The following is a 26,252-nucleotide window of genomic DNA, read 5'->3' on the forward strand; positions in this document are numbered from 1 at the left end:
ATATTAATAGAGGATAAACATGCAATTTAACGTCTCTCAAATCCTCTATAATGCCGTAAAAACTATAAGATAATGGAGATATACATATATTTAATGAAAATCCTTTAAAATCAATTACAGCGGCCTGTGTGTAGTTCCTGTTTTCTGAAAAACTAGCTGAAGTACTAAACAAAAAAACTGATCTCCCTTAACTTTGATGAGGTATCAGTTTCTTATTTTTTGACGTATTTATTTAGGTGTTATCTTTCAGCCACACCTGCACATGCTTTAGGAATTTTTTGGTGACGGGAGAAGCATATTTCATAGAGTGGACAGCAATTCCTAACGATCTGAAACTACGTTCCTCCAATTCTAGCATGGCCACATTATAATTTTGCCGGGTCAAGACAAGCTCTGGCAAAATACTAATGCCAAGGCCTTTCTCCACCATCGACATAATGGCATAGTCATCACCTGCTGAGAATTTAACATGAGGTTTAATACCCGCCTTATCCAGCACACGTCTAACATCATAATCCGAGCCTGCTTTCGGGATAATGAAATCCTCCTTAGCAATTTGCGATAAGGAAAGAAAGGGTTCTGCACTAAGTGGATTCTCTTTAGATACAATCCCTAACATCCGGTCTTTTTTTAAAGGAATTACGTCAAACTTCTCACGTGTAGGCAGTGAAATAAAACCGCAGTCGATCACTCCAGCCTCTATCCACTGCTCAACCTCCAAATAACCGCCTTCCATCAGCTTGATTTCTATATATGGGTATTCACTGCGAAATTGCTTAATCATCCCTGGCAGCCAATGCACAGACACACTGGTGAACGTACCGATGGTGATCGTGCCAATCTCTAGCCCGTGGATGTCCGCTACCTCCTGCTTCAATTTCTCGTTCCATTTCAAGATTTCACGGATAGGCTGCAGAACTTGTTCCCCGTTTACCGTTAATTTCACACCGGATCTATTTCTAATTAATAACGCGAACCCAAACTCCATCTCCAAGCTGCTAATGGTGTGACTAATTCCGGATTGCGTAAAACCCAACATTTCTGCTGCTTTTGTTAAGCTGCCTAGCTCTACAACTTTCAGAAAAATCTCATATTTATTAATGCTCAACCTCTGTTCCCACCCTTATAAATTACATAAGTTTTACTCATGTATCCTATGATAAACATTCAGTTACCTTATGTATAGAGCCGTATTATACTATATTGAGTTGAAAATGAAGAAGGATGGATGAAGAGATGAAACCGCTCAAAGCTGAGCTGCTGCTGTTAGTTGTAACATTATTTTGGGGCTCCTCCTACATATTTATGAAAATGGGGTTAGGTACGTTAGGCGAATTCAATCTGATTGCACTCCGCTTCGGACTTGCTTTTATATTAGCCGCTATGATATTCCACAAACGATTAAGACGAGTAGACATGAGAACATTAAAATATGGTGCTCTCCTCGGATTCCTCCTGCTAGGCGTATTCACATGTATAACCTTCGGACTTCAAACAACCACCACCTCAAATGCAGGATTTTTAGTTGCATTGACGGTTATTTTTGTACCGATCTTGGATCGAGTTATTTTCAAAAAAAGAGTTGCACCTCCGCAAGTGTTCGGCTCCATCCTCGCCATAGCCGGGATTGGACTTCTTACCTTAAATGCAACCTTAACTATTCAACCGGGTGACTTTCTGTGTATTCTTTCGGCAGTGTTCTATGCGGTACAGATCTTATTTACAGGCAAGGCGGTAAAAGAATGTGATTCCCTGAATATTGGAATCTTGCAGTTAGGATTTGCCGGAGGGTTGGCCTTAGTGTTGTCCGCAATCTTCGAGACACCTTCGCTCCCCTCTACTTTGCCAGGTTGGGCAGCAATTCTAGCGCTTGGTATCCTATGCAGTGCCTGTGGCTTCATCCTGCAACCTATTGCTCAAAAATATACTTCACCAACCCGCACCGGACTAATCTTCTCCCTTGAGCCGGTCTTCGCTGCGATGTTTGGTTATTGGTTCGCTGCTGAGAAGTTATCGATGCAAGGCTATGCTGGCGCAGCGCTTGTTCTGTTGGGAATCGTGGCTTCTGAGCTGCTTGGTAAAGCAAGTCTCCCCGCATCGTGGGCTCAGAAGAAACCAGAGCATTTATAACAATAAAGGCGTCGTTCAACTATACAAGCTGAACGACGCCTTTTCTATATTATCTAAGTTTATGGATTCCATTAATGCCCCATCATCATCGCCGCATCTGCCTTCTGTCCCTCTCCAGAGGTAGGATCGCCAGCAGAAAGCTTAGGCTTGCGCAAAATAATACTCATCAATACACCTACCACTCCTATGCAGCCAGACAGGAAGAACACATCATCAAAACCACTAACTGCGGCTGTCAAAGGATTACTTCCCGCTTTCAGTGCTCCCATATGAACAGCGATCTGACTAGTCAGGTAACCTGTCATTCCAGCTATAGCAAATGAAACAACGACTTGTTGAGCAGCAGCAGTAAGTGAAGTTACACTTCCCACCCATTCACGTGGAGCAGCATTCAAGACATGAGTATTCAAAGGCATCATCGTTAGACCCATCCCAAAGCCTAAGAAACCCAGGTATGTCATAATTAACGATAAATTTGTTGTAACACTAATTCCGGATAACAGGAACAAGGTGACCGTAATGATACTAAGTCCAACAAACGCCAGCGGACGAGCCCCGATCTTATCAAACAACCTGCCGCCAATCGGCATTCCGATTGCTGAAGCTAAAGCCTGCGGAAGTAGAATCAAACCGGTCTCCAGCGGGGTATAGCTTCGAATCTGCTGCAGGTAAAGGGGCACAAATAACATGGACCCAAACAAAGCAGCTTGCATAACCCAAGTTAAAATAATACCCCGAGTGAAATCCGACGAACGGAAAACTCGCAGTTGTAAAAGCGGATTTTTGTGAAGCAGCTCCACAATGACAAGAAGGATCAATGCAACCCCTCCAACAGATAAGCCAACAATAGCGGGAGTAGACGACCAGCTTGTTCCACCGCCTTCATTCACCCCATAAGCCAACATAGAGAAGGCAATTGGGGCAAGGATAATGCCTAGGATATCGAGTTTGCCTTTGCTCTTTTGTTCAGACTTCGGCAAATATTTAACACCAAGAATAATGCCAACAATTCCAATAGGTACATTAATCAGAAAGATCCAGTGCCAGCTTACGTACTCCACCAGCCAACCGGATAAGACTGGACCGAGTGCCGGTGCTAAGAGCATTGGAATACCAAGCATCCCCATAATAGAACCTCGACGTTCTACTGGAGCTAATTTAAAAACCATCGCCATCCCAATGGGAGCAACCATCCCCCCGCCAAGACCTTGAATGACTCGAAAAATAATGAGCTGAGATGAGCTTTGTGCAACCGAACATAACATAGAGCCAAGAATAAACATCGTAAGAGTTGCCAGAAAAACTTGTTTCGATCCAAAACGATCGGTCATCCAGCCCGCGAGTGGGATTACTGCCGCTAAAGCTAAAGTATAACCCGTAATCGCCCACTGAATCGTTTTGAGATCGGAAGCAAAATAATCAACCAGCTTGGGAACGGCCACATTCACAACAGTACCATCCAGAATAACCATAATCATACCGACAATAATAGCAAGAAGCGGGGGGATGATTGCTTTTAACGAAAAGGGTTGCTCTTCTGCAGAACTCATTCCGGTCAATGTTTTTGTCATCCAGTACTCCACTCATTTCTCTAATTTAATTAAATGCTTTATTTATTATTTCAAATTTTAATTTACATTCGATGAATCTGGAAGTCAACAAATAAAACCATTTTTTACATTAAAAACACATCGGGTTTACGATACCCTTCAGAAATTATCTGGGAAAGTATATTAGAACAGCAAAAAGACTATGCATAATCCCCTAAAATCTTCTCGCTTGGGAAATGTGCATAGTCATCATGGAATCATTTTCCGATTAGAGTGTCTCTCTTAATTCTATAATTTTGCCCGATGTGTTCAAAATAATTTCAAGTGGAATCTCTGTCTCTGCAAAATCCAATACACAGCGGATAGAAAATTGATCCTCGTTATAGCTACTTTTTGTAGATTTAATCCCATGATAATTCCCGGCTTTTATCGTAATTTGCTTCCAGTCTTCCAGTAATCCATTTGAGCTTGGCTTATTTACGACCACATCATAATGATATCGCTCCGATAATTCATTATATTTACCGCCGACCAGTAACCCCGCTATAACACTCGCTGTCACTTCAGGGGTATACACTTCAACTTGATTGGACTCCCCATCATATGAGGTTAATAAACCAATTGTCTTAAAAAAGGAGATTGGAACATAGATATGATCCTGTCTGAATTCGAAATCATCTTTAAAAACCAACTCTTGTGCATTATTGATGCTAACTAAATGTTCGTTAAGCTTCCATTTAATTATTTCATTTATCTTTGTTAGTGTTATAGTTTCTGAACTTTTTTGATATGTTGTTGTATATTTCAGTGCATTGGAAGCCTCTCTGAGCGGAATCATGACCGTGGAACCCTTATTGTAGGCTGAATGGGGATTAGTTTCCAGTAGTTTACCATTCAAAATTACGCTAACCTGGCCGGAGTCTGCCCATACTGTTGGAGCGGCAAATCCACCAAATCCATTAGTTAAAAACAGAACACCTAACACAACTACCGCTGCCATTTTGATCATCGCTCGAAACCTCCCTTTAGTTATTACAAGTATTATGTGCGTTTCCAGCATGTGCTAATCCTAAGGATAATAAAGCCAAGAAAAAAAAGAAGCCGTTCAACATTATGTTGAGCCGCTTCTTTAGAAATGATTATTCCACCTTGAAGTCAAAATACTGCTTAGGAAAAGGTTCTTTTATCAGCGTAAAATGCCACCATTCCTTACTATAAGGTTTAAAGCCTTGCTTCACCATAACCTCTTTGAGAATTGCGCGATTTGCTTTCTGAGTCTTGGTGATCAACGATGTATCATAAAAAGAGATCTCTCCGAAAAAATCAAACGGGCTGCCCATATCTACATCTAGACCGGTCTCTTTATTGACGATCGTTAAATCGATGGTACTGCCTCGAGAATGTCCTGATTTTTTCGCTATAAATCCGAGTTTGAATAAATTACGTTTATCCAGTAGCGGGTAATATTGCTGCTTCATCTTAGTATCCGCGGAATTCTGTGACCATCTTACAAAATGATTCACCGCGGTCTGCGGACGATAAGCATCATAGATTTTTAGGATATATCCTTTTTTGGCTAAATCCTCACTTACTGCCTTCAAGGCTGTAGCTGCAGTCTGTGAAAAGATCGCTAAAGGCGCTTTATAACCATCAATCCGCTTCCCTACAAAATTATTGTCTCCGTAATAGCGAATTTCAAATTGGGCAGTAGGTATCACTTCATCCAAATAGACAAATCCTTGCGGCAGGCGGTTTTTCTTCTCCAGCTGCATTTGCTGCAGTACATTGTCTGTAGATGATCCAACGTAAGCTGCATCTGCACTGCCCATAAAAATAGTGTTTGTCCATAACAACAGCACAAATGCGAAAACTATGATTTTTGTTCCTCTAAATCCGCTTCTCAATAGATCCCGCCTCTTCATTTCGAATTAACCGTTTGATTTAGAAATTTCTCCACTTCAGGTGTGAGTTTATTATTCGTGGAATCAAGTAACTGCAGTAGTTTTTCTAAAATCATTAGGATTCTGGTGTCGCCTTTGTTTCCTTTTAATGCATTCTCATACGCCTTCTTTACTTCAGGTTTGATTACTTGCTCATCATAGTCATAAGCTGGTGTGTTGCTTGATCCATATAATAAGCGTGAAGTTGCATTGAGCAGCTCTTTTTGAAGAACGGTTGACCGATTGGAAGCTGGGTATTTCGTCACAAAATCCTCCAGTGCAAGCGCCCTGTTCGTTAACTCTGTCCAACTAATCACAATAGCTGCATCAAAAACACTTGGTTGATTCGATTCAGTGGCCATGATGTCTATATAAGCAGCGATGTCCTTCGTGACATACGGCTTAAAGCTTTTGAACCCCTCATAATGCATCACTGGATAGTACATGCCCTCACTAGTCTCCAGCTTATACCCCTTATCCCGTCCTTCAATTAACATATTGCGTACATTAGCATCTTTGATCGCATTAAGGAGTGTGCTGTAGGTTAGATTTTTGCTTTTGGAAAAAGCATTATTTATCTCTTTCTGAACATTCTCCGGAAAAACCTTCTCAGAGTACACAGGTAAATATGCCTTCTGTGCATTTTCGAGCTGGAGTGTCATCTGAGTTGCTGTCCAGGTATCCACTTCTTTGATATGGTTAATCAAATAATTCCGTGCGTTAGCAAGAGATGCCGGTTTCTGTACATATTGTTGGAATTGGTTATAGACTTTTGCAGATTCTTTCACAGTTGCGGCAGCTACAGTATCAGTTGTATGTATACTCCCAAACCCTCCCATAGAGCCTAGGGCAAAGGCAACACTTAACAAGCCTGTTTTTTTCCATCCCATTAAAAGACCTCCCTTAAGTATTCATACTTAATAATTAGACATACGAGAGGATCCTGAATCTAACTCAGTACAGTATTATCCTGGACGGCTCCAATATCCTTCCTACGATAAATTCCCATCAAAAGTCCAATAGCCGCATATTCAAACCATACATGACTCCCATAGCTCAGGAAAGGGAACGGGATAGAAGTCAGCATCATTCCGCCGCTCAAAACAGCAAGACCATAGGTTAGTCTTATGGCTAGCAAAAATGCCAAACCCAACACTAAAGCTTGTCCATAGGGATCACGAATCGCTCGTATCGTAGATAGAAGCTTGATAAAGAACCAGGAGATAACTGCAAGCAAAAGCAGCGCCCCCGCCCAACCAAAACAGTGAATAAGATAGACAGGCAACATATCTGAGTAAACATACGGCAGCTTTTGTTCTACTGCTCCGAATCCGTGCCCCCACCAACCCGCTGAACTAATAACTTCACGCATTACTTGATAGATATAGCCATAACCTTCTGGATCTAAAGATGGATTTATTGCACTAATAATTCTGGCCATCAGGTAGTCGCTATTGAAGATGAACATTAGTCCAACTATTACAAAGAACCCTAATAATACTACACTCTTTATCCAATCGCGAGTAATCCATACATATAATACTAGTGAAGAGATTAGATACACCACAAGCTCTGGAAGAGAGTTTAGAGAGATAAGAAGCCATGCAGGTGCTAACAGAAGGCTTATGTCGAACAACCCACTCCGCCAAGTTTTCTTTTTAGCCGATTCCTTACGATTCACTAAAATCCCTGCTAACGCGACTATCAAAACATAAGGACGATAGGATGTCATATCAGGTAAGATCAAAAAAATCCTAGGACCATAATTTACTCCATTTATTGTTATCCCCCAGAATATACTCGACAGAATTCCTGCTATTGATGTTCCGTATAATACCCACGAGAAACTTCTCAGCTTTCTGAAATCAATGAAATACAATCCAAACATCAATACAATTCCAATGAGTATATTTATCGCTTGGCGTCTAAACGCATTATCCAAAAAAGCACCTTTAACAATATCACTGTAGCCTACATCCACAGAACTCATTCCGATCAGACTGATCGCGGATAATAAAGCTACAACGCCAAACAATTCCCAAGGTACATGTGGTTTATGTATTAGATGAAGTTCCTTTCCTAACGTTTGCGGGTTCCCCATTTGTGCGATCGCCCAAGCTATGGCTTCTTCCCGTGATACACCGTCTGATTCTTTTTCACAAATTAAATCTTCTAGATGACTAGCTAATTCTTGACGTATCTCTGGGTGAGTTTTTTTCGCTTTAATCTCTGCACACACTTCATCCAAAAATTGCTGCTGCCTCTCTTTCATCATACACCACCCTCTCCCAGAACGGAGTCAACTGCACCTTTAAACATAACCCATTCTGCTTTTTTCTCCTTGAGTTTCTCTTTACCTTCATCCAGAATTCTATAGTATTTACGCTTCCTTCCCTCTACCTCCATCCAGTAAGCCTCTACCCAGCGCTCACTTTCCATCGCATGCAGAATTGGATACAAGGTTCCTTCTTTTAATGAAAAAACACCCTGTGATCTCAGCTCCAGCTCTTTGATTAACTCATAACCATATAATGGCTTCTCCAGTAAAAGAGTCAGAATTAACGTACCCGTACTGCCCTTCAGCATCTCTTTACTTACTTTCAACAGCTAACACCTCCTAAATTCTAACTTTACAATTGGCTTGGGACCGGATTCGGCTCATTCTACGGGATTTATACCGTTGATTTGCTTCTGCGGTCCGGATACGGCTCATTCTACGGGATTTATACCGTTGATTTGCTTCCTCGGACCGGATTCGGCTCATTCTACGGGATATATACCGTTGATTTGCTTCTGCGGTCCGGATACGGCTCATTCTACGGGATTTATACCGTTGATTTACTTCCTCGGACCGGAATCGCCTCATTCTACGGGATATATACCGTTGATTTGTTTCCTCGGACCGGATTCCGCTCATTCTACGGGATTTATACCGTTGATTTACTTCGTCGGTCCGGATACGGCTTATTCTACGGGATTTATACCGTTGATTTACTTCGTCGAGCCGGATTCGGCTCATTCTACGGGATTTATACCGTTGATTTGCTACCTCGGACCGGAATTCGGCTCATTCTACGGGATTTATACCGTTGATTTGCTTACTCGGACCGGATTCCGCTCATTCTACGGGATTTATACCGTTGATTTGCTTCGTCGAGCCGGATTCGGTTCATTCTACGGGATTTATACCGTTGATTTGCTTCCTCGGACCGGATTCGGCTCATTCTACGGGATTTATACCGTTGATTTGCTTCGTCGAGCCGGATTCGGTTCATTCTACGGGATTTATACCGTTGATTTGCTTCTGCGGTCCGGATACGGCTTATTCTACGGGATTTATACCGTTGATTTGCTTCTGCGGTCCGGATTCGACTCATTCTACGGGATTTATACCGTTGATTTGCTTCCTCGGACCGGATTCAGCTCATTCTACGGGATTTATACCGTTGATTTACTTTTTTTCCCATGACTAATATCTGTATATCATGAATATTAGTTATCCTTTTATACCTAGGACAACTATACATCGTAAATCTATGCATGTAAAGTTTCTATTAAGAATCCCTTACTCCCTCCTCATTCATGTATAATAATGGTAATACAAGCAGGATGTTGAGGAGATCAACGATGAGAAAAACAACAATAACAATCTTGAGTTTTACCGTTCTATTCATATTTGTTTTCGTTGGATATATGCTCCGTAACAATTCGATGAACTATTATGAGACGTGGAAGATAAATTGGGGCATATCGATCTCTAAACCTACAGAGTCAAAGGTGATATTTGAAAGTCCACCCAGTTTCCATGGGGATGGCGAAAGCTATTACGTATTAGATTATGACGAAAAGCAATTCAAAGAAATCAAAGACGCAGCATTTTGGCATCCCCTCAACGTTGAATCAATTGATCCCTTAAAAGAGAGAATATCAAGTTTCAAAGACTCTGTGATTGCCATTTATCCAAATGAAAAAGAAAAATACGAAAAATTATTTTGGTCTAACCCTATAGAACTCGAAGAAAGAGGATTGTATTATTATAAGAAAAAAGATGATGGTAGCTACTGTATCGTGATCCTTAACGTGGAGTTACAACGAGTATATATGATGGAATGGACACAATGAAAATTAATAAAGTGAGAATTAAATGACGATCGCTCCCCGGTATTCTGCCAGGGAGAGATCGTCATTTTCTCGGAATGTCTCTTAATTATTATAATCCTCATACTTGTAATCCTCATTCAACGAAATTTGCCGTAGAAGGTTTTTCTGAATCCGTATCTTATGAATTAGCATCACAAAACATCAAAGTAAAGTTAATTGAACCTGGTGCCATTCAGACAGACTTTGGTGGTAGATCGATGGAGTTCTTTTTTAATGAAGCATTAACGGAATATAAACCTTTTACTACTGCATTTTTGGGTAAATTGGGTGAGATGGAAAAACAACCTGCGTATGCTTCGCCTCCAGAACTTGTTGCGGAAACAATATATCAAGCCGCCACAGATGGGACAAGTCAATTCCGATATGTTGTTGGTGAAGATGCAAAAATGCTCATTCAAATGAAAGAAAATACGGCCGAAGAAGAATATCTGACTAATATATCCCAGCATTTTTCTTGAAAAAAAGTATTAAGTGGAGGTCGCTTTTCGGTATTCTACCGAGGAGTGGTCCTCTTTCTTATTGCGAACAAAAAAATCCCCTTCGATCAACAGTGTTAAGTCCAAGAGATCATGAACTTTTTTTCACTGTCTATCCTAAGGGGATTTTACAAACTAACCTATTCGAACACCTTTTCTTGCGTCAAATTTATTTATTAATGCATCGGAGTATTCATTTTATGATTAACAACTACTCTTTTTATGAAGAAAGCAAGAATTAGTCCTACAATCGCCATACTCATTCCGAAAATAAAAGCATTTTGTACACCGTTCGTGAACGCAGGTAACATATTAGCTGGATCTGCTGGGTTCTCCACAGTTTTCATGTAGCTTTTTGAACCCGCGGTCATAATGCTGACTGCTAATGCAGTACCAATGGCACCAGCAACCTGCTGCAGTGTATTCATAATAGCTGTACCATCTGGATAAAGTTCTAGTGGCAACTGGTTAATACCATTCGTCTGTGCCGGCATAAATACCATCGAAATACCAATCATAAGCGTACTGTGAAGTACGATTACGAACACAACCGTAGAAGCTACAGTAATACTGGAGAAGAACCACAAGGCTACTGCTGCAATAATCAGACCTGGAATCACGAGCCATTTCGGACCGTATTTATCAAACATACGACCCATAATTGGGGACATCAATCCGTTTATAATTCCACCTGGAAGCAGCAACAGACCCGCTTTGAAAGCTGTATAACCTTGTCCTTGTTGAAGGTACATCGGAAGAATCAACATGGAGGACAAAATAACCATCATACAGATAAATACCATAGCTACACCAATAGCGAACATTGGATATTTAAAAGCACGCAGATTAATCATTGGCTCCTTCATCTTCATTTGACGAAGTCCAAACAATAACAGTGCTACTACACCTACGATGATCGCAATGATCACTTTCGGACTTCCCCAGCCTGCTTCTTCGCCGGCGCTGCTGAAACCAAACACAATACCGCCAAACCCGAGTGAAGATAATACAATGGAGAGGATATCAATCTTCGGTTTCGTCACCTTTGTTACATTCTGCATGAACAGAATCCCGAATATCAATGCAATCACTAAGAATGGCAATGACAACCAGAAGATCCAGTGCCAGCTGAGGCTTTCAATAAGCAGTCCAGCAATGGTAGGCCCAATCGCCGGAGCAACCATGATAACTAGACCAATCATCCCCATTGCTGCCCCACGTTTTTCAGGAGCAATGATGATAAGGATTGTATTAAACATCAGTGGCAACAGAAGCGCTGTTCCCATAGCTTGAACCACTCTTGCTGTAAGTAAGAACTCAAAGTTAGGTGATACTGCCGCTAGGAATGTTCCTAGGATTGAAAAACATAAAGCCGCTATAAACAGCTGTCTCGTCGAAAACCATTGAAGCAGCATCCCCGAAATTGGTACTAGTATACCCAGTGTAAGCAGATACGCTGTTGTCAACCATTGTGCTGTTGCTGGGGTAATTTGTAGGACATTCATAAGATCACTTAAGGCAACATTTAATGCCGTTTCACTGAACATTCCGATAAAACCTGCTAGTAATAAAGAGACAAGAATTGGAATAGTCTTAAACTTCTTGACCTCTTTTTGTTGGTTCCCTTGCATAGTTGCTTCCACCCTTAGTCCTCCTGATAATCTTATCTATTTGTCTGTATCTAACCAAGTATTACTGGGATAAACTTTGCCGCCGCGAGAAGCGGTTGTTCCTCCCGAAAAGTCAGCGTCTGGAGAAGCGCCCCTTCAAATAAAGAGATTACCACTGAAGCCTTATCGGCCGCGGGCTTGTTCTCTACGCCCTCATCCAAAAGACGTTTCTTGATCACATCCTGCAAGTCCATAAACACAGATTTACATGCAGTCCGCAGCTCCTCACTAATACAGGATGTCTCCGCCGCCAACCAAAAACTAAACGGAACAATCCCTTCGTATGAGGATTCCACAGCATCTTTAGCCATTCCTAGAATGAAATCCTCCATTGCCTCAGACGCACTCTTGCTGTTCTCCATATGATGTCTAAGCTTCTGAGCGACAACTTCACTAGTCCGGTTAATACATGTTAAAGCCAGTTCTTCTTTACCGTGAGGAAAGTAGTAATAAAGAGACCCCTTCGGTGAATCGCTGTCTTTAATAATCTGATTCAGTCCTGTTGCATGATATCCCTGAGAAAAAAACAATTTCGAAGCTGTGTCCAAAATCGCCTCACGCGTATTCGGCTTGTTCGACAAGCTGACACTTCCTTTGCATTATAACAATTGGTCTACATAATAAAACCATATTTCAAAGAGATATGTCAACACATAAATTACTTAAATTCAAAGTAATTTTGGTGGAAGATCGTGGGGGTTGGGTTAGCTCCATCCTCCCTATCGGACTCAGATGCAGCTATTTGCGCTAAATCATGTCTTTTCACAATTTATCGGACCTCACCGTCGCTATTCCACTCCAACCGAACTGTTTTCATCCCTTTTTGTGCTCATAGCTGCATTGGGGTCCGTTAATCTTTCAAAAGGTTACTTTTCCAGCAAATAAGGACTCTGGGGTCCAATAGCTCCTAACTTCGAACATCCTTCTACTTCACATTTACTTCTCATCGAGCTATTAGCTTCATTAGGTCGCACACTTGCCTCACACTATTTCCGCGCATACATTTGTCCGTCTACTCCCTTGCTTCACACTTACTCCCACACTTTTGTTTTCCATGTACTACACTTGCTCTCAAGCTAACATTCCTATCGGACTCAGATGCAGCTATTTGTGCTAAAACATGTCTTTTCACAATTTATCGGACCTCACCGTCGCTATTCCCCTGAAACCGGACTGTTTTCATCCCTTTTTGTTCTAATAGCTGCAATGGGGTCCGTTAATCTTTCAAAAGGTTACTTTTCCAGCAAATAAGGACTCTGGGGTCCGATGGAGTGAATGAGATGAGGTGAACGAGATGGTGTGAACGAGAGAAGGCCCAATGTGCTGTGGAGAGGAGGTGAGGACGTAATGTGCTTGGGGTGGGATGCTATTAATGTCCATCTGTATTTTCGCAATAAATTACTACCTGCCTCCATCCAGCCCATCAGCTCCTTCTGCCCCTTCTGCTCCTTCTGCTCCTTCTGCTCCTTCTGTCCCCACTCGCCCATTTGCTCCATCTGCCCCCATCTAGCCCGTCTGCTTCATCCGCCCATCTGCTCCACCTACCTCCATCCGCCCCATATTCCCCATCCGCTTCCAGCCATCTCCATACCTTCTCTCTCCCTCACTAAATTAACTCCCGACACCCCACGTCCGCTTGAAATTATCTACTTCCCATTCCCACAATCACAGCGTATACTATAATTATTCCAATGAGAAAGGTGTGAATAAAATGCAAAACGTGCCCAAAGGAATTCCCCGGCCATTAGTAAAAACTAATCAGGCGTTTATCGTCATTTCTGTAATATTAACATGGCTAACAGGACAACACTGGATACTAGCGCTGCCCTTGTTTGCCGGATTGCTCGGTCTTTTGTTCGGTTATAATCCCATCATTAAGCTAGCTGCCAGGTTTCTGACAAAAGAGCGTTCCCTCTATGTACTCGAAGACTGGTCACAACAACAGTTTAATCAAAGCATTGCTGTCTTCTGCCTCGCAGGGGGTCTCATCAGCTTCATCGTTGGCTGGACGATCGCAGCTTACATTTTCACAGCGCTCGTTGCGGTGGCCGCCACTGTGGCAATCCTAGGTTTTTGTATCGGATGTTTTATCCATTATCAATGGAGAATGTACAATTATAGACGTAAACAAAGCAGCACAAATTAAATTTGTTAATTTTAATCTCTCTCTTCTCCAACAACATCCCAGCGATGGCGAAATTTTAGTAACCGTGGATGCAGTGATGAAGGTGCAGCTGGCAACAATAACCGAATCTTTACAATCCACTCTTCAAAAGAAGAATAAGACGCGAACTGATTCGCCACCTCAGGCGTTAAATACAGAAAAATCGGCGAAGGATAGATCTCCAAAAGATGCCGCAACGCTGAATCAAGCGGAGTATACTTCTTTCGCTTCCCTTCCAAACTCTCTACCGTGATAAAGCTACGCCCTTGCTCCCTTTTCCATTCATGCAGCCGGTCCTCTCGCTTATAATAAGCGCTCACCGGCTCTTTGGTCATCCGTCGCACCGTTTCCTCATGAAGTGGATATAACACCAGTTTGGTGAAACGCCGGTCTGTTGCAGTTTTTGCCGCCACTTCAAGCTCTTGATCTGTTATATGTTCAAAAGAGTCGTAAAACACTAAAGTCCCTTTACGTTGCTCAACTGGCGGCTCATAGCCATAGGGTACATGCTGAATGTCTCTTTTCAATGAAATCCCTCCTGCTTGTTCTATTTATTAATCATATCATGTGACAACAGCAGGGCTATCATTCTTATCCTACAGCTGAAGATGAATGGTTAATGAAATCCTGAACTTTTGATATCAAGGCTGGGTAAATCAAGGGATACGTCAGCTCTTTTGGTATCTCAGTAAATCCTCTGATTTCTGCCATCTCATAAGGAGGAAGTTCTGCGAACTGTTCCACATTTGCAAAATATAACTTACCATAATTTTCTGGAGTGTCGATACTAGTGACCCTATAAATAGCTATTGGAAAAAGTGAGAATTGTTCCGCACCCGTTTCTTCATATAATTCTCTGGCAGCAGCCTGCTCCGGGATTTCGCCAACCTCTATATGCCCTCCGGCAAACTCCCACGTCGAACGGTTCTGATGTCTCGCTAAGATCCATTCTTCACCATGTTTAACCATAATAACAACGTACTTCAGCTCAACTTCTTTTTCCTTATCCAAATCATAAAAGTTTACCTCCAAATATATCCCTCGCCTTTCCTCCAGCCTCAAACATTTTTTGCCGCATCCCAAGCCAATTTAAATTCCGCTATATTCCGATACCGCTGCTCCCTCACCGCACTGACAGCCCGCAAAGCAACCTCGTAGAGGGCTTGGCTGGTTTCCCATTTTGCAAACGATCGATCGGATGCTCCTCCTAACAAAACAAATGCTGTGGCGCCCATATTAAATACATTCGTAACTTCATCAATCGGCGCATCCAAGCTAAACTCTTCCGGTGACTTAAATCTGGATGAACCCCAGAAGTTCTCTCCTAGATCATTTACAGTAGGCTTACGTCTATAATAATCAATATCACAAATTTTAGTTTCATCGTTTACAAAATCATATAAAATACTTCCATCATAAAAATCGACAGCCACATAACCCTGTAACTCCACATATTCATGAAACCAAAAGATTACATCTAATGAAGACAGACGTTTTTCAACGGATAATTGCTTATAACGAAAAAAAGGCGACTCCGGATGACTCAGCTTCGCTTCTCCCGCAAACAGCCAATGCGAATGTAAACATTCACCTGCAAACCAATCAAAGACTGCTACATACCCTGACTCAACCTCATAATGCGACAGTAGCGTGATCAGCGCATCATATTTAAGTTCGTTATATAACGGAATAGCTTCCATTAAACGGTTAACAGCATCCCGAGGATTCCCGGTATAAGTCAAAGGTTTCGCCCCAGCAAATTTCACAAAATACTTCTTCCCCTCCTGATCCACGCCAAAAGAAAGATTTCCGGAGTCTTGCTGATCGAACACTTTAAACACTTTTCCCAGCTTAGTTAACCAAGCAAAATCACAGGCTTCCTGCAATTGAAAAATTACCGCATCGATTTCATATGTATAATTTTTTTCGCGCAAATTAACCTCCTGCATTCATTATCTAGATTATATCTATTAGCTTCATTCATGGTCTTGTTCGATATTTAATCACTAGAATAATAACCAGCAATACAACACATAAAGACATCGTATTCGTAATCAAAAAAGCTAATCCAACCCCCGTAACCGCCAAACTGATCGCATAAGCTTCCATTAAACTAATCCCGAGCAGCATAAGTAAATACGATTTGAGATTTAAATCGGCTACGGATTTTGATTTGAGGATTTGAACAATCTGCGGGATCCATCCCAAAGAAAGAATCACTCCACCTATTAATTGCATGATTGCAAACATAAGAGCACCTCCACGGTTTTATACAGTTGTATTCCGGGCGGCCCGATCTGGTTCCATTTCATGTAAAAAAACAAATAACACTAAGCAAAGTTTAATTTCCCTGCATCTTGCAGCTTACTATACGCATAAGAGGCCGCACCTATAGTTCCTGCTCGACTCCCAAGCTCTGCTTGAACAATTTTACACTTACTGCTTGATAGCTTCAACGCATGCTGATGCACAGTCTCTCTTACAGGTTGGAGCAATTTATCTCCCGCCGCTGCCATTCCCCCACCTACAATAATAAGATCCGGGTTGAGGATATTCACAACATTCGCTAATCCAAATCCAAGTATAGTTCCAGTCTCCTGCATTACTTCCATAGAGAGAGCGTCTCCAAGTTCGTAAGCCTCAGATATCATTAACGCGGTAATTTGCTCATCTTGATCCTTAGTCCAAGTCTGAATAATACTTGTTCGACCTTCTTTCAGCTTCTCTTTAAAAGTATTCACCATGCCAATCGCGGACACATATCGCCCCAAACAACCGGAGCTTCCACATTTGCAGGGACGCCCGTTCCTGTACATATTCATATGCCCAATTTCACCAGCGCTATAAGACGTACCGTAGATCACTTTTCCGTCGTTCACAATACCCGACCCTAATCCCGTTCCCAAGGTAATCAGAACCAGATTGTTATACCCTCTTCCTGCACCTTGTTGCCATTCACCATAAAGATTAACCCTAACATCGTTATCAATAAAAGTAGGAAAGTCATAGAATTTTTTCATCTCATCTACAACATGTACATGCTCCCAATCCGGAAAATTCGGTGAGAAAAAAGAAATTCCGGTTACTGGATCAAGTAATCCTGGCACTCCGATTCCCATTCCTTTTACCAAATCTAATGGAATATTCGCTTCATCCGTGATTAAACGTACTGCTTCTCTAATCCGTCCCAACACATGAGCTGGACCCTTAGCAGCCTCTGTTGGTATAGATCTTTCTTTTACAGCTATAAAATCAGTATCGTAAATCCCTGCTTTAATATTGGTTCCGCCAAGATCAATCCCTATCATATACCGTTTCATAAAAACCTCCAGAATTAGATATTCTATCGCTTTCGATTAAGTTCTAGTACTAACTGCCGCTTCCGTTTCAGCTAACATCAAGCGGTTCACACCCATCTTAATCTGATTCTCGGTGAGATTAGAATAACCAAGTAGAAAGACAGGACCTTGAGGTTTACTGCCCACGAAATAAGAAGACGCAGGATAGACCCGAACTCCATATCGTAACGCCAATTCAGCTATACGATACTCTTCGGCATTGGATTCCAGTTCAATTAATAAATGAAGACCCGCCTCTTCCCCATAATAGCGTACACGACTGCCAAATTCAGCATCTAAACTTTTTACTAGACAAGCCCTGCGGGCAGCATAAAGTTTCCCCATCTGCGTAACATGCCTTGCATAATGTCCATTCTGAATAAATTCCGCCAACGCTTCCTGATCCAGAGCAGAAGACATACGATCTGTTATCCATTTGACCGCCAAAAAAGGTTGAATCAAAGTCGGAGGCAATACAACATAACCTATGCGCAGAGAAGGAAATAACACTTTACTAAAACTGCCTACATAAATTACTCTACCGTCAACATCTAGTCCAGCAAGTGATGATAGCTTCGGACCCTCGTACCTGTATTCACTATCATAATCATCTTCAATAATAAAAGCTTGATTGGCTTTGGCCCATTCCAGTAACTGCACTCTTCGTTTCATCGACAGGGTCACCCCGAAAGGAAACTGATGCGAGGGAGTGACATAAGCTAGTTTTGGTTTTTTATAAGGACCTTCTTTGATGGTATCACAGCTTACTTGAAGCTCATCTACAGAGATACCCTCTAGGTCAACCCTTATGGGTGTAACCACCGCTCCAGCGAACGAAAAAATCTCCCGCACAACGTTATGTGATGGATCTTCAACAATAACATGATCACCTTTTGAAACAAAAATTCTCGATAATATATCCAATGCCTGCGTAGCCCCAGATGTAATCACAATTTGCTCCGGAACCACGGGCATCGAACGAGTAGACCGTAATAAACGTGCAATCTCTTGGCGTAGTCCCAAAGAGCCCTCGACCGGGCCGTAACCCAAAGTATCAGGAGATGCACGACGACAGGCATTCATTAATGCTTTTTGCCACTGATCCATTGGAAAAGCGTCCCATGCAGGTACACCGTGCCGAAAATTACATAATACTGTGTTCAAGTCGTTTTCTATAATAGAAGAAGGATTGAGTGTAAGGAAATCAGGACCTTTCGTTATAAAATTGTAAGGGTTCTCAGAATCCTGGGGGTCTTTCTCCTCCACCGGCAGCCCCGCTATATAGGTTCCTGCCCCTTTTCTCATCTCCAGATAACCCTCTGCTTGAAGTAGCTCGTAGGATTGAAGAATTACACTTCTGGATACTTCCAGTTGATTAGCCAAAGTCCTTGATGGAGGCAGTGAATCCCCCCCACTTAAAGCTCCTGAATGGATAGCATTACGAACCTGCTCATAAATTTGACGGCTTAATGGAATGGGTCTTTGTTTATCGAGAGTAATCAGCAAATCATGCTTCATAAGATTTCCTACCCTTCTAATCCGGGTTTTCTTAATGGTTCATAGTAAGGATTTTTACAATTAGTGCTGCAGAAACAGCGCCTAAGATCACGAGTAACAGCGGGATTTTCCTAATTAATACCAGTATAACAGCGACTATACCCGAAGCGATACCTACAAGATTGTCATCTGCGTCCACCTGAAATATCCCAGGAACCGTTAAAGCACTAAGAACCGCGATAGGCAAATATTCCAACAAAGCTTGGACTTTGGAAGAGCCATTCGTATGCTTTGTCAGCAGCAAAGGTACAAAACGAAATGAAAATGTAAGGATTGCCATCCCGATAATGATCAGAATAGTCATACGGATACCTCCTTTTCTACTTCAGCTTGCTCTCGAAATAAGGAGCCTACTGCCATACCCATAAACATAGCTGCAAGTATCGAGGAGTTTCCAAGTACGGGATGTAGAAGCCATGAAGAACCCGCCGCTGCTAAACATATGGCCAAATTCCGAATGCTTCCCTTTAGTTGTGGCACTATTAGTGCTATCAGTAAGGCATATAATGAGGTGTTCAAAGCAGGTAAGTATATAGCCGGAATGTAGGATGCCAGCGATATTCCCGCAGCTGTTGCCAGCAAATTTGCTATATACGGAGGAATTTGTAGACCCAGCAAATATGGAAGAGTTATATTTTCTTTTGAATGATTGCGGGGGATCATACTAACAGCGTACACTTCTTCTGTTAAACTGAACCCAATCCAGACTTTGGCCAGCGGATTGATTGTACGGTCAAGCTGACTCCCAAAAGATAGGCTGATAAACAAATATCTTAAATTAATGATCAACGTAAGCAGCAGGATCATTGGAGCGGCGGCCCCAGCAGCAAGCATTTTCACGCCAATAAATTGGCTGGCTCCCGCAAATACGAGCGCTGACAATAAGAACACTTCCAGACTCCCCAGGCCTAATCCCTTACCGACCAATCCAAACGTAAAACAAGCAGGAATAAATCCTGCAACAATAGCTACAGAATCCTTAAGACCCGTTCTAAACATCACTTTCTGATCACTCATAAGTTTCTCTCTCCCTTATCGTTGTCCCTAGAGAGAGCATACTTGGATACAATTCTGGTGGAAATAACCGCATGGGTGCGTATGTACCATACCAATTTCTTGACATAGAAAAAAGACCGCCCGCTAAGAGAGCGATCTTTAATGAAGGTTAAACCTCCTGAGGACTTTCCACAATCCCGCTGATTTCTTGTTGAATTTGGGATTTAATCTGATCTACATGGTCAAAATCTGTAGCGGCGGCATAGATTGTCTTTAACTCATCCAAAAATACTTTGGCATCTGTCAGATGTTGAATGGATTGTTTCATGGTGCTGGAATATCTCTCTTTAATACTTGCGATGGCTTCGGCAAAAGCTTCATCCGTACCTGGCTGAATGCACCGTGAATACATATCAACAATCTCGTCGGTAGCACGATCAGGGAAATACTCATGCGGAGCTGTGCTGTCAAAAATAGCAAACCCAAGCTCGCGTACGATAATCATATCAAGGCTGTTCGGATCGAAACCACAGTGGTAAATCTCAACATCGACACCACGTTTTATTCCTTCAGCCGCCATTTTTTTTAAAAGTGTAGATTTACCGGAACCCGCACGACCTTTTACAAGATATCTTTTTAGCCCTACGGTTAAATTAGGTACAAAATCCACTGCACCCTTAGGCGTAGCTGCACCTAAAAAACGGTGATCCACTCGGCTTACTTTTTCGAAGTTCTGATCACCATACAGAAGTTGAATATACTCCTGAGTCAGCTCATCAGCGGCTTGGAAATTCATTGTCGCAATATAAATCGCTTCCCATTCGTCATGAATGCGGAGTGCTTCAGCAAAGCCTGAATAAGCGAGTTCATGCTCTTCCGTGTACTGATCAACTAAGCTGTCGATCTCAACACAACGCTGGCTTAACTGGAGCGTATCGACGGCCTGCTCCAAATTCACATGTATGATGGCCTCTTCAGGCAATTCTGGCTTAATGACCCGTGGAGCCGTACCATCTATAATTCCTACTTTTAATTCAGGAATAACCACTCCGTCGAGTGAATCATTATCTGACGCTGTGTGAATTAACCAGATCTCATAACCTTGTTGAGCCAGAAGATCTCCGATTTCTCGAATGATTCTAGTTTTCCCCGTACCGGGGCCTCCTTTTAAAACAAACAAACGTGTTAAACCTTGCAATGACGACTCATAGAGGTTAGAGAAGCCGTGAGCTGTGTTGCCGCCAGCAAAGAAATTCAGGATTGTTCCGTCCATAATCGCACACCTTTCCGGGCTGATGTCATGTTTCATTGTTCATCTTATTAATGTACCCAAGGAAAGGTGACGCTTTGAGTGAGATGTGGTTTCGTTAGATAATTCAGTTTCAAACAAAACGATCCAAAAACCTCTTAATGACGGGAACATCTGGAGGAGACAGCTCGCTTGGCAATTCTGCATAATTAAAAAAACGCAATTCTTGCACTTCAATTCCATCTACTTTTAGCGCCCCATCAAAGTCTGTGCATAGATACGCAGCCACAACATTATATACTTCATCCCCGTGCGGGTATTTATAATAAAGATCTTTTCCAGAGAACATGTCGAACAATTCAAGACCTTTGGCTGTTAAGCCCGTTTCCTCAAAAAGCTCCCTCTTAGCTACCTCTTCTAAAGTCTCCCCAAGCTCCATCGAGCCACCTGGCAAACCCCAGCATCCGTTGTCCGTTCTACGTTGTAATAATAATTGATGATTGCTGCACAATAAAACACAGGCTCCTGCCATTATAAGCGGTCTGGTACCTACCAGCTTTCTTAACTCCATAATATAATCGCTCAAAAAACTACATCCTTTCTTCTAATAGGCTCAAATATCCTAAGCTAATTAAAGTTTATTTCTTTTTCTGCACATGAAAACCATTGTCTTGCGCGTAATTTTCAATGCTCCAAATACCTCTTCCCCGCTCTCGCGCCTTATCCTGAATCGCTCTAAATTGATCTACGTATTTTGTATTAGGTGCAAATACATAGGCTACACGTGCATAACCCTGCTCTAGCAGAATCTCATTGAACATTTTCCCATCTATATAGAGGTAACAAAGTAGGCGGCCATATTTGTCCCGCTCCGATACATCTAGTTCAATTTGTACATCTTTATCCGTAAGCATCTTTTTGGCGAAATCAGAAGCTTCTAGCGAAAAGGGCTGTGGTTCGGGGATGTTCGGATTCACTGACTCTGGAGTATCGACCAGCAATAAACGAATGGTTTCCTTTTTGCCGCCTATAGTCAGCTTCATGGTGTCACCATCGACTACTCGTGTTACCTTTGCATCTATTAAACGTTTGTTGTCCTCTGTTGTATTGTCTGGCGTAGAACCCAATCCAGAACTGGAATCAGCCGTAATCGTTGGAACTGGCTCTAAAGTAATCTGCTCGGCTAAGTTGCAGGCAGTTGTTGTTCCAAGTAAGAGTGTGATAGCTAAAAAGCTTTTTACTAGATAAATCTTATTCATTGTTAACCTCTTTCTTATACACGTATGTAATTTCATGGGGTCTACTAAAAATAAATTAAAAAACTTAAAAACACAAGACTGTACTACTAATCATAGAAAACAGCGACAGCCATGTACCAGAAAAAAGATACTTGGCTATCGCTGTTTCGCCTTTACTCTACTTCCACCACGTTTAATTTGGAAATCTTTATTTTGATTATGATCGATAAGAAAGCAAGCAGGGAAAACATAATTCCGATCCAGATGAGTTGATGTATTCCTGCGTGAAAAATAACCCAACCACCGATAGCAGTCCCTATAGTAATTCCAAGGTTGGAAAATGAGATAAACAAGCTGTTACCGAATTCGGGAGCTTCTTTCGCTTCGGTCGTTAACCATGCTTGACTGACAATCAGTCCGCCGGAATGCACTGCCCCCCAAATGATTATGATAACAACCATCGGAAGGAAATAAGAACCTAGATAATATACGAATAAGTAAGTTACCGCATATAACAATGGAAACATGATAACGGTCTTTGTAATGCCTTTATGCAAAAGGCTTCCAAATAAAAAATTCCCAAAAATCATGATTATCCCAAAGGCCATCAACATGATACTAATCCATGACCCGTTCATATGTGTTACCTGCCCAAGATATTCAGCAAAGTAACTGTACACAGAAAACATAGCTGCAAAGATAAAAATAACTGCCACAATATTTAACCACAATAGGGGTTTGCGTAAAATATCAAGTTGTTTACCATATGACATTTTTTCTTTAACTGGCATGGAAGGAAGCCAAGCTAGTATTCCTAAAAAGGCAATTATACTTACGACAGCTCCAAACAGAAAAGCGACTTCTAACGAAATTTTGTCCGCGAGATAAGAAGTCAAAGGTACACCAAAAGCAAACCCGACCGTTATTCCGGCGAAAACCTTTGTAACTGCTTTGGTGCTCTTTTCCGGAGGGACAAGTTGGGCAGCGGTAACAAGTGCAACTGAAAAAAACACGGGATGAAAAATAGCAGGGATAATACGGAAAATCAGCATTACTTCAAACATGGTCGTATACGCATAAACAATATTTGAAATTGCAAAAATAAGTACAGCAGTTAATAGAATTATTTTACGATTAATTCCAGAAGCCAATAAGGTCAGAAATGGACCTGAAATAGCAACAACTAAAGCAAATATACTTACAAGCCATCCAGACTGAGAAGTTGATATATTAAATTTTTGAGTTACCTGTGGCAGAACACCTATAATCCCCATTTCCGTTGTAATAATGCCAAATACGCCTAAAGCCAAAATAATAATAAGCAAAGGGTTAACCTTTTTCATTTTAAAATAATCCTCCATTTATATTCACATATTTAGATTTGTAGATATGTATTACCAAAAAAAAGCCCTTCCTCCTTTCTCCTATAGTTTCTCTTTAATATAATCGGAAAACTCTTGAATTGTCTTTTCGTTTCGACGATAATACGTCCACTTCCCAATTCGCTCAGATTCCAGCAAACCAGCTTTTTGCATAGTCAATAGATAGCTCGAAATAACCGACTGTGCAAGCCCCGCTTTAGCTTGAATATCTCCCACGCAAATCCCAATTTGAAAATTTAGGCCTTGTTGTAAATAAGGCTTTTCATCAAAAAATTCCTCGGGAGTTTTTAGCCACATCATAATTTGACTGCGAGTCTCGTTAGACAACGCTTTGAATATCAATAAAGGTTCCATGTGTTCCATTATATCTATTTTTATAGATTTGTAAATACAAAAGATGCCGATGTCTCGTTGTTGCAATAACATTATGTAGATTCATGTTTCGTATCGAATTGTTCGTTTAGTGAATTAAATATTTCCATATCAACCAGCACAGCAGTACGGATACCCAAGAAATGAAACCGAAAATCATCACGATTTTGTTTTCACTCCATCCGTATTTTAAGCTGAAGTGGTAATGGATCGGAGCCATCCGGAATAGCCGCAGCTTCGTCCGTTTGTAGTACCAAACTTGTAAAATGACCGACAACTGCTCCGCAAAATAAACGAAAAACAAAATCGGAATCAAAAGCTCAACCTTTTCAATGACAGCCAGAACGGAAAGGGAGCCACCGATCGCGAGTGATCCAGTATCGCCCATAAACGCTCTTGCTGGATAAATATTGTAAAGCAAAAGCCCTAGCAGACAACCGATCATAACAAGTGAAAAAGTCTGCACTTCAGGTTTGTCCGAGATCATAAAAAAGAAAAAATACGACGGTATGGCAACATTGATCAGTAGCCCATCGAGACCATCTGTAAAATTGATGGCATTCGCGGAGCCGACCACAAACAGCAAAATGATAGTCACATAAAGGTATAAAGGCAACTGCAGATTTTGGCCTTTAAATAACTCGATATTACTCGTCAGGCCGAACGAATGGAACAACACATATAATATAATTCCAGTAAAAAGAAATTGAAGCACTAGTTTTGAGCGGCCGCTGATGCCGGATGGGTTTTGCCAAAAAGCCTTTTTGAAATCATCCAAAAATCCAACTGAACTAAACAACAAAAACACAACGCATAAGAGTAACATTAGAGGCCCGGGTTGAAACTGCAGCGAAATCGCTATCCCGATAAGCAGGATCAACCCTGCCATTAGTGGTGTACCCCGTTTGGCCTGATGATCTGCTGGAAGCTCGGCACGAATCGGCTGCGTCAACCTCAGTCTATGCAGCGTCCAGATCAATAGAGGTGTAAACACCGCCACCAGAAGAAAAGACAGGCCGGAAACAGCCAGAATTCCATACATACAACGAACTCCCCTCTTTGAAAAGATCATTTATAATACTCACAAAATATTTCTAGAGTTAATGAGGTCGTCTGTAATTATGTACTCTTTTCATCTGTTGATAAAGAGAAATTATTCTATTTTTATTTCCTGTTTTCAATGCTCATCTAGCAATACTGCATGTATGTTAAATAAGAACTAGTTCTTGAATATACCATCCATATACTCTCTCCAGTAATCAACAATCCAGTCGTTATATTTTGTATATAGTATCTTTAGATTTGGTACTGAAAGAGCGTAAGCGATACATCCTCTATCATCATACATGTGAAATAGAATGTTCTTTTCTCGACTTAGAAAGTAAACTTTTTGCCCAATGGAAGGTTCTCTTCCCTGCTCATAATGAGAAATCCCTTCAAAAATTTTCTTATATGGAATCGAAGAAACTATCCCCGACAAAACTATAAGTTGATACTCATTTTTAACTTGAATGCTGTTACCGTTGTCATCTTTTTCTTCGTCGATCTCAAAGAAGGTCTCCCTTTCTATAGCTCTATCTTGAAGTATTTCATATAGATAGTCAGGGGTTGTATTTCCAAACATGGGATCTGCATTTGCTCCCCAATCTTTGATTAAAACATATATAACATCATTCGGTTTAAACAATTCTTCGAATATTATATTTACCCTTTTATTTACTTGATCAATTCTCTTTTTTGATCCGTTTCGATAAGGATTTCCTAACTCAAAACGGATGTTGATATCGCTCCAATATTCAGGAAAATTGTCATTTATATAATCACATGTTTCTTGTAGCATTTGATCCCCTCCATTCTTATTTATACCACAATTCAATTTTCAGCCGTAGTCATATAGCTGTGAAACTGCTGGGAATTTTCTTCTAGCAGATCCCGAAGCTAAATTTGCACAATGAGCAACTTTGCACTTTGGGCAAGTTTGCGATAGAATATAATCTGCAATACTAATCCTCACAGAGGTAACCTTGGA

30 protein-coding genes are annotated in these 26,252 nt (G+C 41.4%); 6 read left to right on the plus strand and 24 right to left on the minus strand.

Going from position 1 to position 26,252, the window contains the following annotated elements; translation table 11 throughout:
* Nucleotides 1-232: 232 nt before the first annotated feature.
* On the minus strand, nucleotides 233-1,108 hold the full coding sequence (locus MHI15_RS23285) for a LysR family transcriptional regulator (protein WP_076278999.1): 876 nt from the start codon (nucleotides 1,106-1,108) through the stop codon (nucleotides 233-235).
* 128 nt (nucleotides 1,109-1,236) lie between these two features.
* Between MHI15_RS23285 and MHI15_RS23290 the strand changes: the two genes are divergently transcribed.
* A complete protein-coding gene (locus MHI15_RS23290) occupies nucleotides 1,237-2,130 on the plus strand; it encodes a DMT family transporter (RefSeq protein ID WP_076129293.1) in 894 nt (297 codons plus the stop codon).
* 71 nt (nucleotides 2,131-2,201) lie between these two features.
* Here MHI15_RS23290 and MHI15_RS23295 read toward each other — a convergent pair whose 3' ends face one another.
* From MHI15_RS23295 to MHI15_RS23320, 6 genes are all read right to left on the minus strand, one after another.
* Nucleotides 2,202-3,701, minus strand: a complete 1,500-nt coding sequence (locus MHI15_RS23295; protein ID WP_076194336.1) for an MDR family MFS transporter — start codon at nucleotides 3,699-3,701, stop codon at nucleotides 2,202-2,204.
* A gap of 247 nt (nucleotides 3,702-3,948) precedes the next feature.
* A complete protein-coding gene (locus tag MHI15_RS23300) occupies nucleotides 3,949-4,689 on the minus strand; it encodes a copper amine oxidase N-terminal domain-containing protein (protein ID WP_340012538.1) in 741 nt (246 codons plus the stop codon).
* A gap of 130 nt (nucleotides 4,690-4,819) precedes the next feature.
* Entirely contained in the window at nucleotides 4,820-5,584 is a 765-nt protein-coding gene (locus MHI15_RS23305; RefSeq protein ID WP_340012537.1) for a M15 family metallopeptidase, read from the minus strand.
* Nucleotides 5,585-5,598: 14 nt separating this feature from the next.
* Nucleotides 5,599-6,510, minus strand: a complete 912-nt coding sequence (locus tag MHI15_RS23310; RefSeq protein ID WP_052097010.1) for a hypothetical protein — start codon at nucleotides 6,508-6,510, stop codon at nucleotides 5,599-5,601.
* A gap of 59 nt (nucleotides 6,511-6,569) precedes the next feature.
* On the minus strand, nucleotides 6,570-7,895 hold the full coding sequence (locus MHI15_RS23315) for an FtsW/RodA/SpoVE family cell cycle protein (protein WP_076129289.1): 1,326 nt from the start codon (nucleotides 7,893-7,895) through the stop codon (nucleotides 6,570-6,572).
* The gene (locus MHI15_RS23320) at nucleotides 7,892-8,224 is read right to left on the minus strand and encodes a PadR family transcriptional regulator (RefSeq protein ID WP_036678319.1); all 333 of its coding nucleotides are present in this window, start codon (nucleotides 8,222-8,224) and stop codon (nucleotides 7,892-7,894) included. The genes MHI15_RS23315 and MHI15_RS23320 overlap by 4 nt, the downstream gene beginning before the upstream one ends.
* 81 nt (nucleotides 8,225-8,305) lie before the next feature.
* Between MHI15_RS23320 and MHI15_RS23325 the strand changes: the two genes are divergently transcribed.
* The 4 genes from MHI15_RS23325 to MHI15_RS23340 all read left to right on the plus strand — a co-directional run bounded on the left by MHI15_RS23325 (nucleotide 8,306) and on the right by MHI15_RS23340 (nucleotide 10,239).
* Complete coding sequence (locus MHI15_RS23325) at nucleotides 8,306-8,713, plus strand: hypothetical protein (RefSeq protein ID WP_341164934.1); 408 nt, start codon at nucleotides 8,306-8,308, stop codon at nucleotides 8,711-8,713.
* On the plus strand, nucleotides 8,658-9,089 hold the full coding sequence (locus MHI15_RS23330; protein WP_341164935.1) for a hypothetical protein: 432 nt from the start codon (nucleotides 8,658-8,660) through the stop codon (nucleotides 9,087-9,089). The genes MHI15_RS23325 and MHI15_RS23330 overlap by 56 nt, the downstream gene beginning before the upstream one ends.
* Nucleotides 9,090-9,247: 158 nt before the next feature.
* The gene (locus MHI15_RS23335; protein WP_076130924.1) at nucleotides 9,248-9,742 is read left to right on the plus strand and encodes a hypothetical protein; all 495 of its coding nucleotides are present in this window, start codon (nucleotides 9,248-9,250) and stop codon (nucleotides 9,740-9,742) included.
* Between the two features lie 74 nt (nucleotides 9,743-9,816).
* Entirely contained in the window at nucleotides 9,817-10,239 is a 423-nt protein-coding gene (locus MHI15_RS23340; protein ID WP_076130926.1) for an SDR family NAD(P)-dependent oxidoreductase, read from the plus strand.
* Between the two features lie 194 nt (nucleotides 10,240-10,433).
* Here MHI15_RS23340 and MHI15_RS23345 read toward each other — a convergent pair whose 3' ends face one another.
* Both MHI15_RS23345 and MHI15_RS23350 read right to left on the minus strand, forming a co-directional pair.
* Nucleotides 10,434-11,888 carry a DHA2 family efflux MFS transporter permease subunit gene (locus MHI15_RS23345; RefSeq protein WP_076130929.1) on the minus strand — a complete coding sequence of 485 codons (1,455 nt, stop codon included), beginning with the start codon at nucleotides 11,886-11,888 and terminating at the stop codon, nucleotides 10,434-10,436.
* 50 nt (nucleotides 11,889-11,938) lie between these two features.
* Nucleotides 11,939-12,508 carry a TetR/AcrR family transcriptional regulator gene (locus MHI15_RS23350; protein WP_076186025.1) on the minus strand — a complete coding sequence of 190 codons (570 nt, stop codon included), beginning with the start codon at nucleotides 12,506-12,508 and terminating at the stop codon, nucleotides 11,939-11,941.
* Between the two features lie 1,130 nt (nucleotides 12,509-13,638).
* Between MHI15_RS23350 and MHI15_RS23355 the strand changes: the two genes are divergently transcribed.
* The gene (locus MHI15_RS23355; protein ID WP_341164936.1) at nucleotides 13,639-14,073 is read left to right on the plus strand and encodes a DUF4395 domain-containing protein; all 435 of its coding nucleotides are present in this window, start codon (nucleotides 13,639-13,641) and stop codon (nucleotides 14,071-14,073) included.
* An 11-nt stretch (nucleotides 14,074-14,084) separates the two neighbouring features.
* Here the strand turns inward: MHI15_RS23355 and MHI15_RS23360 are convergent, their stop codons facing one another.
* The 15 genes from MHI15_RS23360 to MHI15_RS23430 all read right to left on the minus strand — a co-directional run bounded on the left by MHI15_RS23360 (nucleotide 14,085) and on the right by MHI15_RS23430 (nucleotide 26,063).
* On the minus strand, nucleotides 14,085-14,618 hold the full coding sequence (locus MHI15_RS23360) for a hypothetical protein (RefSeq protein ID WP_076126201.1): 534 nt from the start codon (nucleotides 14,616-14,618) through the stop codon (nucleotides 14,085-14,087).
* Between the two features lie 64 nt (nucleotides 14,619-14,682).
* Nucleotides 14,683-15,102 carry an NUDIX domain-containing protein gene (locus MHI15_RS23365; protein ID WP_143761846.1) on the minus strand — a complete coding sequence of 140 codons (420 nt, stop codon included), beginning with the start codon at nucleotides 15,100-15,102 and terminating at the stop codon, nucleotides 14,683-14,685.
* Between the two features lie 47 nt (nucleotides 15,103-15,149).
* On the minus strand, nucleotides 15,150-16,025 hold the full coding sequence (locus MHI15_RS23370; protein WP_445668009.1) for a serine/threonine protein kinase: 876 nt from the start codon (nucleotides 16,023-16,025) through the stop codon (nucleotides 15,150-15,152).
* A gap of 46 nt (nucleotides 16,026-16,071) precedes the next feature.
* Nucleotides 16,072-16,341 carry a PQ-loop domain-containing transporter gene (locus tag MHI15_RS23375; protein WP_076126195.1) on the minus strand — a complete coding sequence of 90 codons (270 nt, stop codon included), beginning with the start codon at nucleotides 16,339-16,341 and terminating at the stop codon, nucleotides 16,072-16,074.
* Nucleotides 16,342-16,421: 80 nt separating this feature from the next.
* Nucleotides 16,422-17,411, minus strand: coding sequence for an ROK family protein (locus tag MHI15_RS23380; RefSeq protein WP_341164938.1), 990 nt, complete (start codon nucleotides 17,409-17,411; stop codon nucleotides 16,422-16,424).
* A gap of 36 nt (nucleotides 17,412-17,447) precedes the next feature.
* A complete protein-coding gene (pdxR, locus tag MHI15_RS23385; protein ID WP_341164939.1) occupies nucleotides 17,448-18,947 on the minus strand; it encodes a MocR-like pyridoxine biosynthesis transcription factor PdxR in 1,500 nt (499 codons plus the stop codon).
* A gap of 31 nt (nucleotides 18,948-18,978) precedes the next feature.
* Nucleotides 18,979-19,290 carry an AzlD domain-containing protein gene (locus MHI15_RS23390; RefSeq protein ID WP_036686713.1) on the minus strand — a complete coding sequence of 104 codons (312 nt, stop codon included), beginning with the start codon at nucleotides 19,288-19,290 and terminating at the stop codon, nucleotides 18,979-18,981.
* Nucleotides 19,287-20,003, minus strand: coding sequence for an AzlC family ABC transporter permease (locus MHI15_RS23395; protein ID WP_339282052.1), 717 nt, complete (start codon nucleotides 20,001-20,003; stop codon nucleotides 19,287-19,289). Before MHI15_RS23395 ends, MHI15_RS23390 begins: the two co-directional genes overlap by 4 nt.
* 148 nt (nucleotides 20,004-20,151) lie before the next feature.
* On the minus strand, nucleotides 20,152-21,255 hold the full coding sequence (locus MHI15_RS23400) for a PRK06851 family protein (RefSeq protein WP_341165002.1): 1,104 nt from the start codon (nucleotides 21,253-21,255) through the stop codon (nucleotides 20,152-20,154).
* A gap of 109 nt (nucleotides 21,256-21,364) precedes the next feature.
* The gene (locus tag MHI15_RS23405) at nucleotides 21,365-21,802 is read right to left on the minus strand and encodes an NUDIX hydrolase (RefSeq protein WP_076218042.1); all 438 of its coding nucleotides are present in this window, start codon (nucleotides 21,800-21,802) and stop codon (nucleotides 21,365-21,367) included.
* A gap of 67 nt (nucleotides 21,803-21,869) precedes the next feature.
* Nucleotides 21,870-22,490 carry a thermonuclease family protein gene (locus tag MHI15_RS23410; protein WP_339248558.1) on the minus strand — a complete coding sequence of 207 codons (621 nt, stop codon included), beginning with the start codon at nucleotides 22,488-22,490 and terminating at the stop codon, nucleotides 21,870-21,872.
* A 152-nt stretch (nucleotides 22,491-22,642) separates the two neighbouring features.
* Nucleotides 22,643-23,812 (minus strand): MFS transporter, encoded by a 1,170-nt coding sequence (locus tag MHI15_RS23415; RefSeq protein ID WP_341164940.1) that lies wholly within the window; start codon nucleotides 23,810-23,812, stop codon nucleotides 22,643-22,645.
* 81 nt (nucleotides 23,813-23,893) lie between these two features.
* A complete protein-coding gene (locus MHI15_RS23420; protein ID WP_076190171.1) occupies nucleotides 23,894-24,205 on the minus strand; it encodes an ArsR/SmtB family transcription factor in 312 nt (103 codons plus the stop codon).
* A gap of 106 nt (nucleotides 24,206-24,311) precedes the next feature.
* Nucleotides 24,312-25,265, minus strand: coding sequence for a phospho-N-acetylmuramoyl-pentapeptide-transferase (gene mraY / locus MHI15_RS23425; RefSeq protein WP_076279012.1), 954 nt, complete (start codon nucleotides 25,263-25,265; stop codon nucleotides 24,312-24,314).
* Between the two features lie 177 nt (nucleotides 25,266-25,442).
* The gene (locus tag MHI15_RS23430) at nucleotides 25,443-26,063 is read right to left on the minus strand and encodes a DUF3885 domain-containing protein (RefSeq protein ID WP_076305484.1); all 621 of its coding nucleotides are present in this window, start codon (nucleotides 26,061-26,063) and stop codon (nucleotides 25,443-25,445) included.
* Nucleotides 26,064-26,252 lie beyond the last annotated feature (189 nt).

The organism is Paenibacillus sp. FSL H7-0918 (assembly GCF_038007025.1).
Classification (GTDB): Bacteria; Bacillota; Bacilli; order Paenibacillales; family Paenibacillaceae; genus Paenibacillus_AQ; species Paenibacillus_AQ odorifer.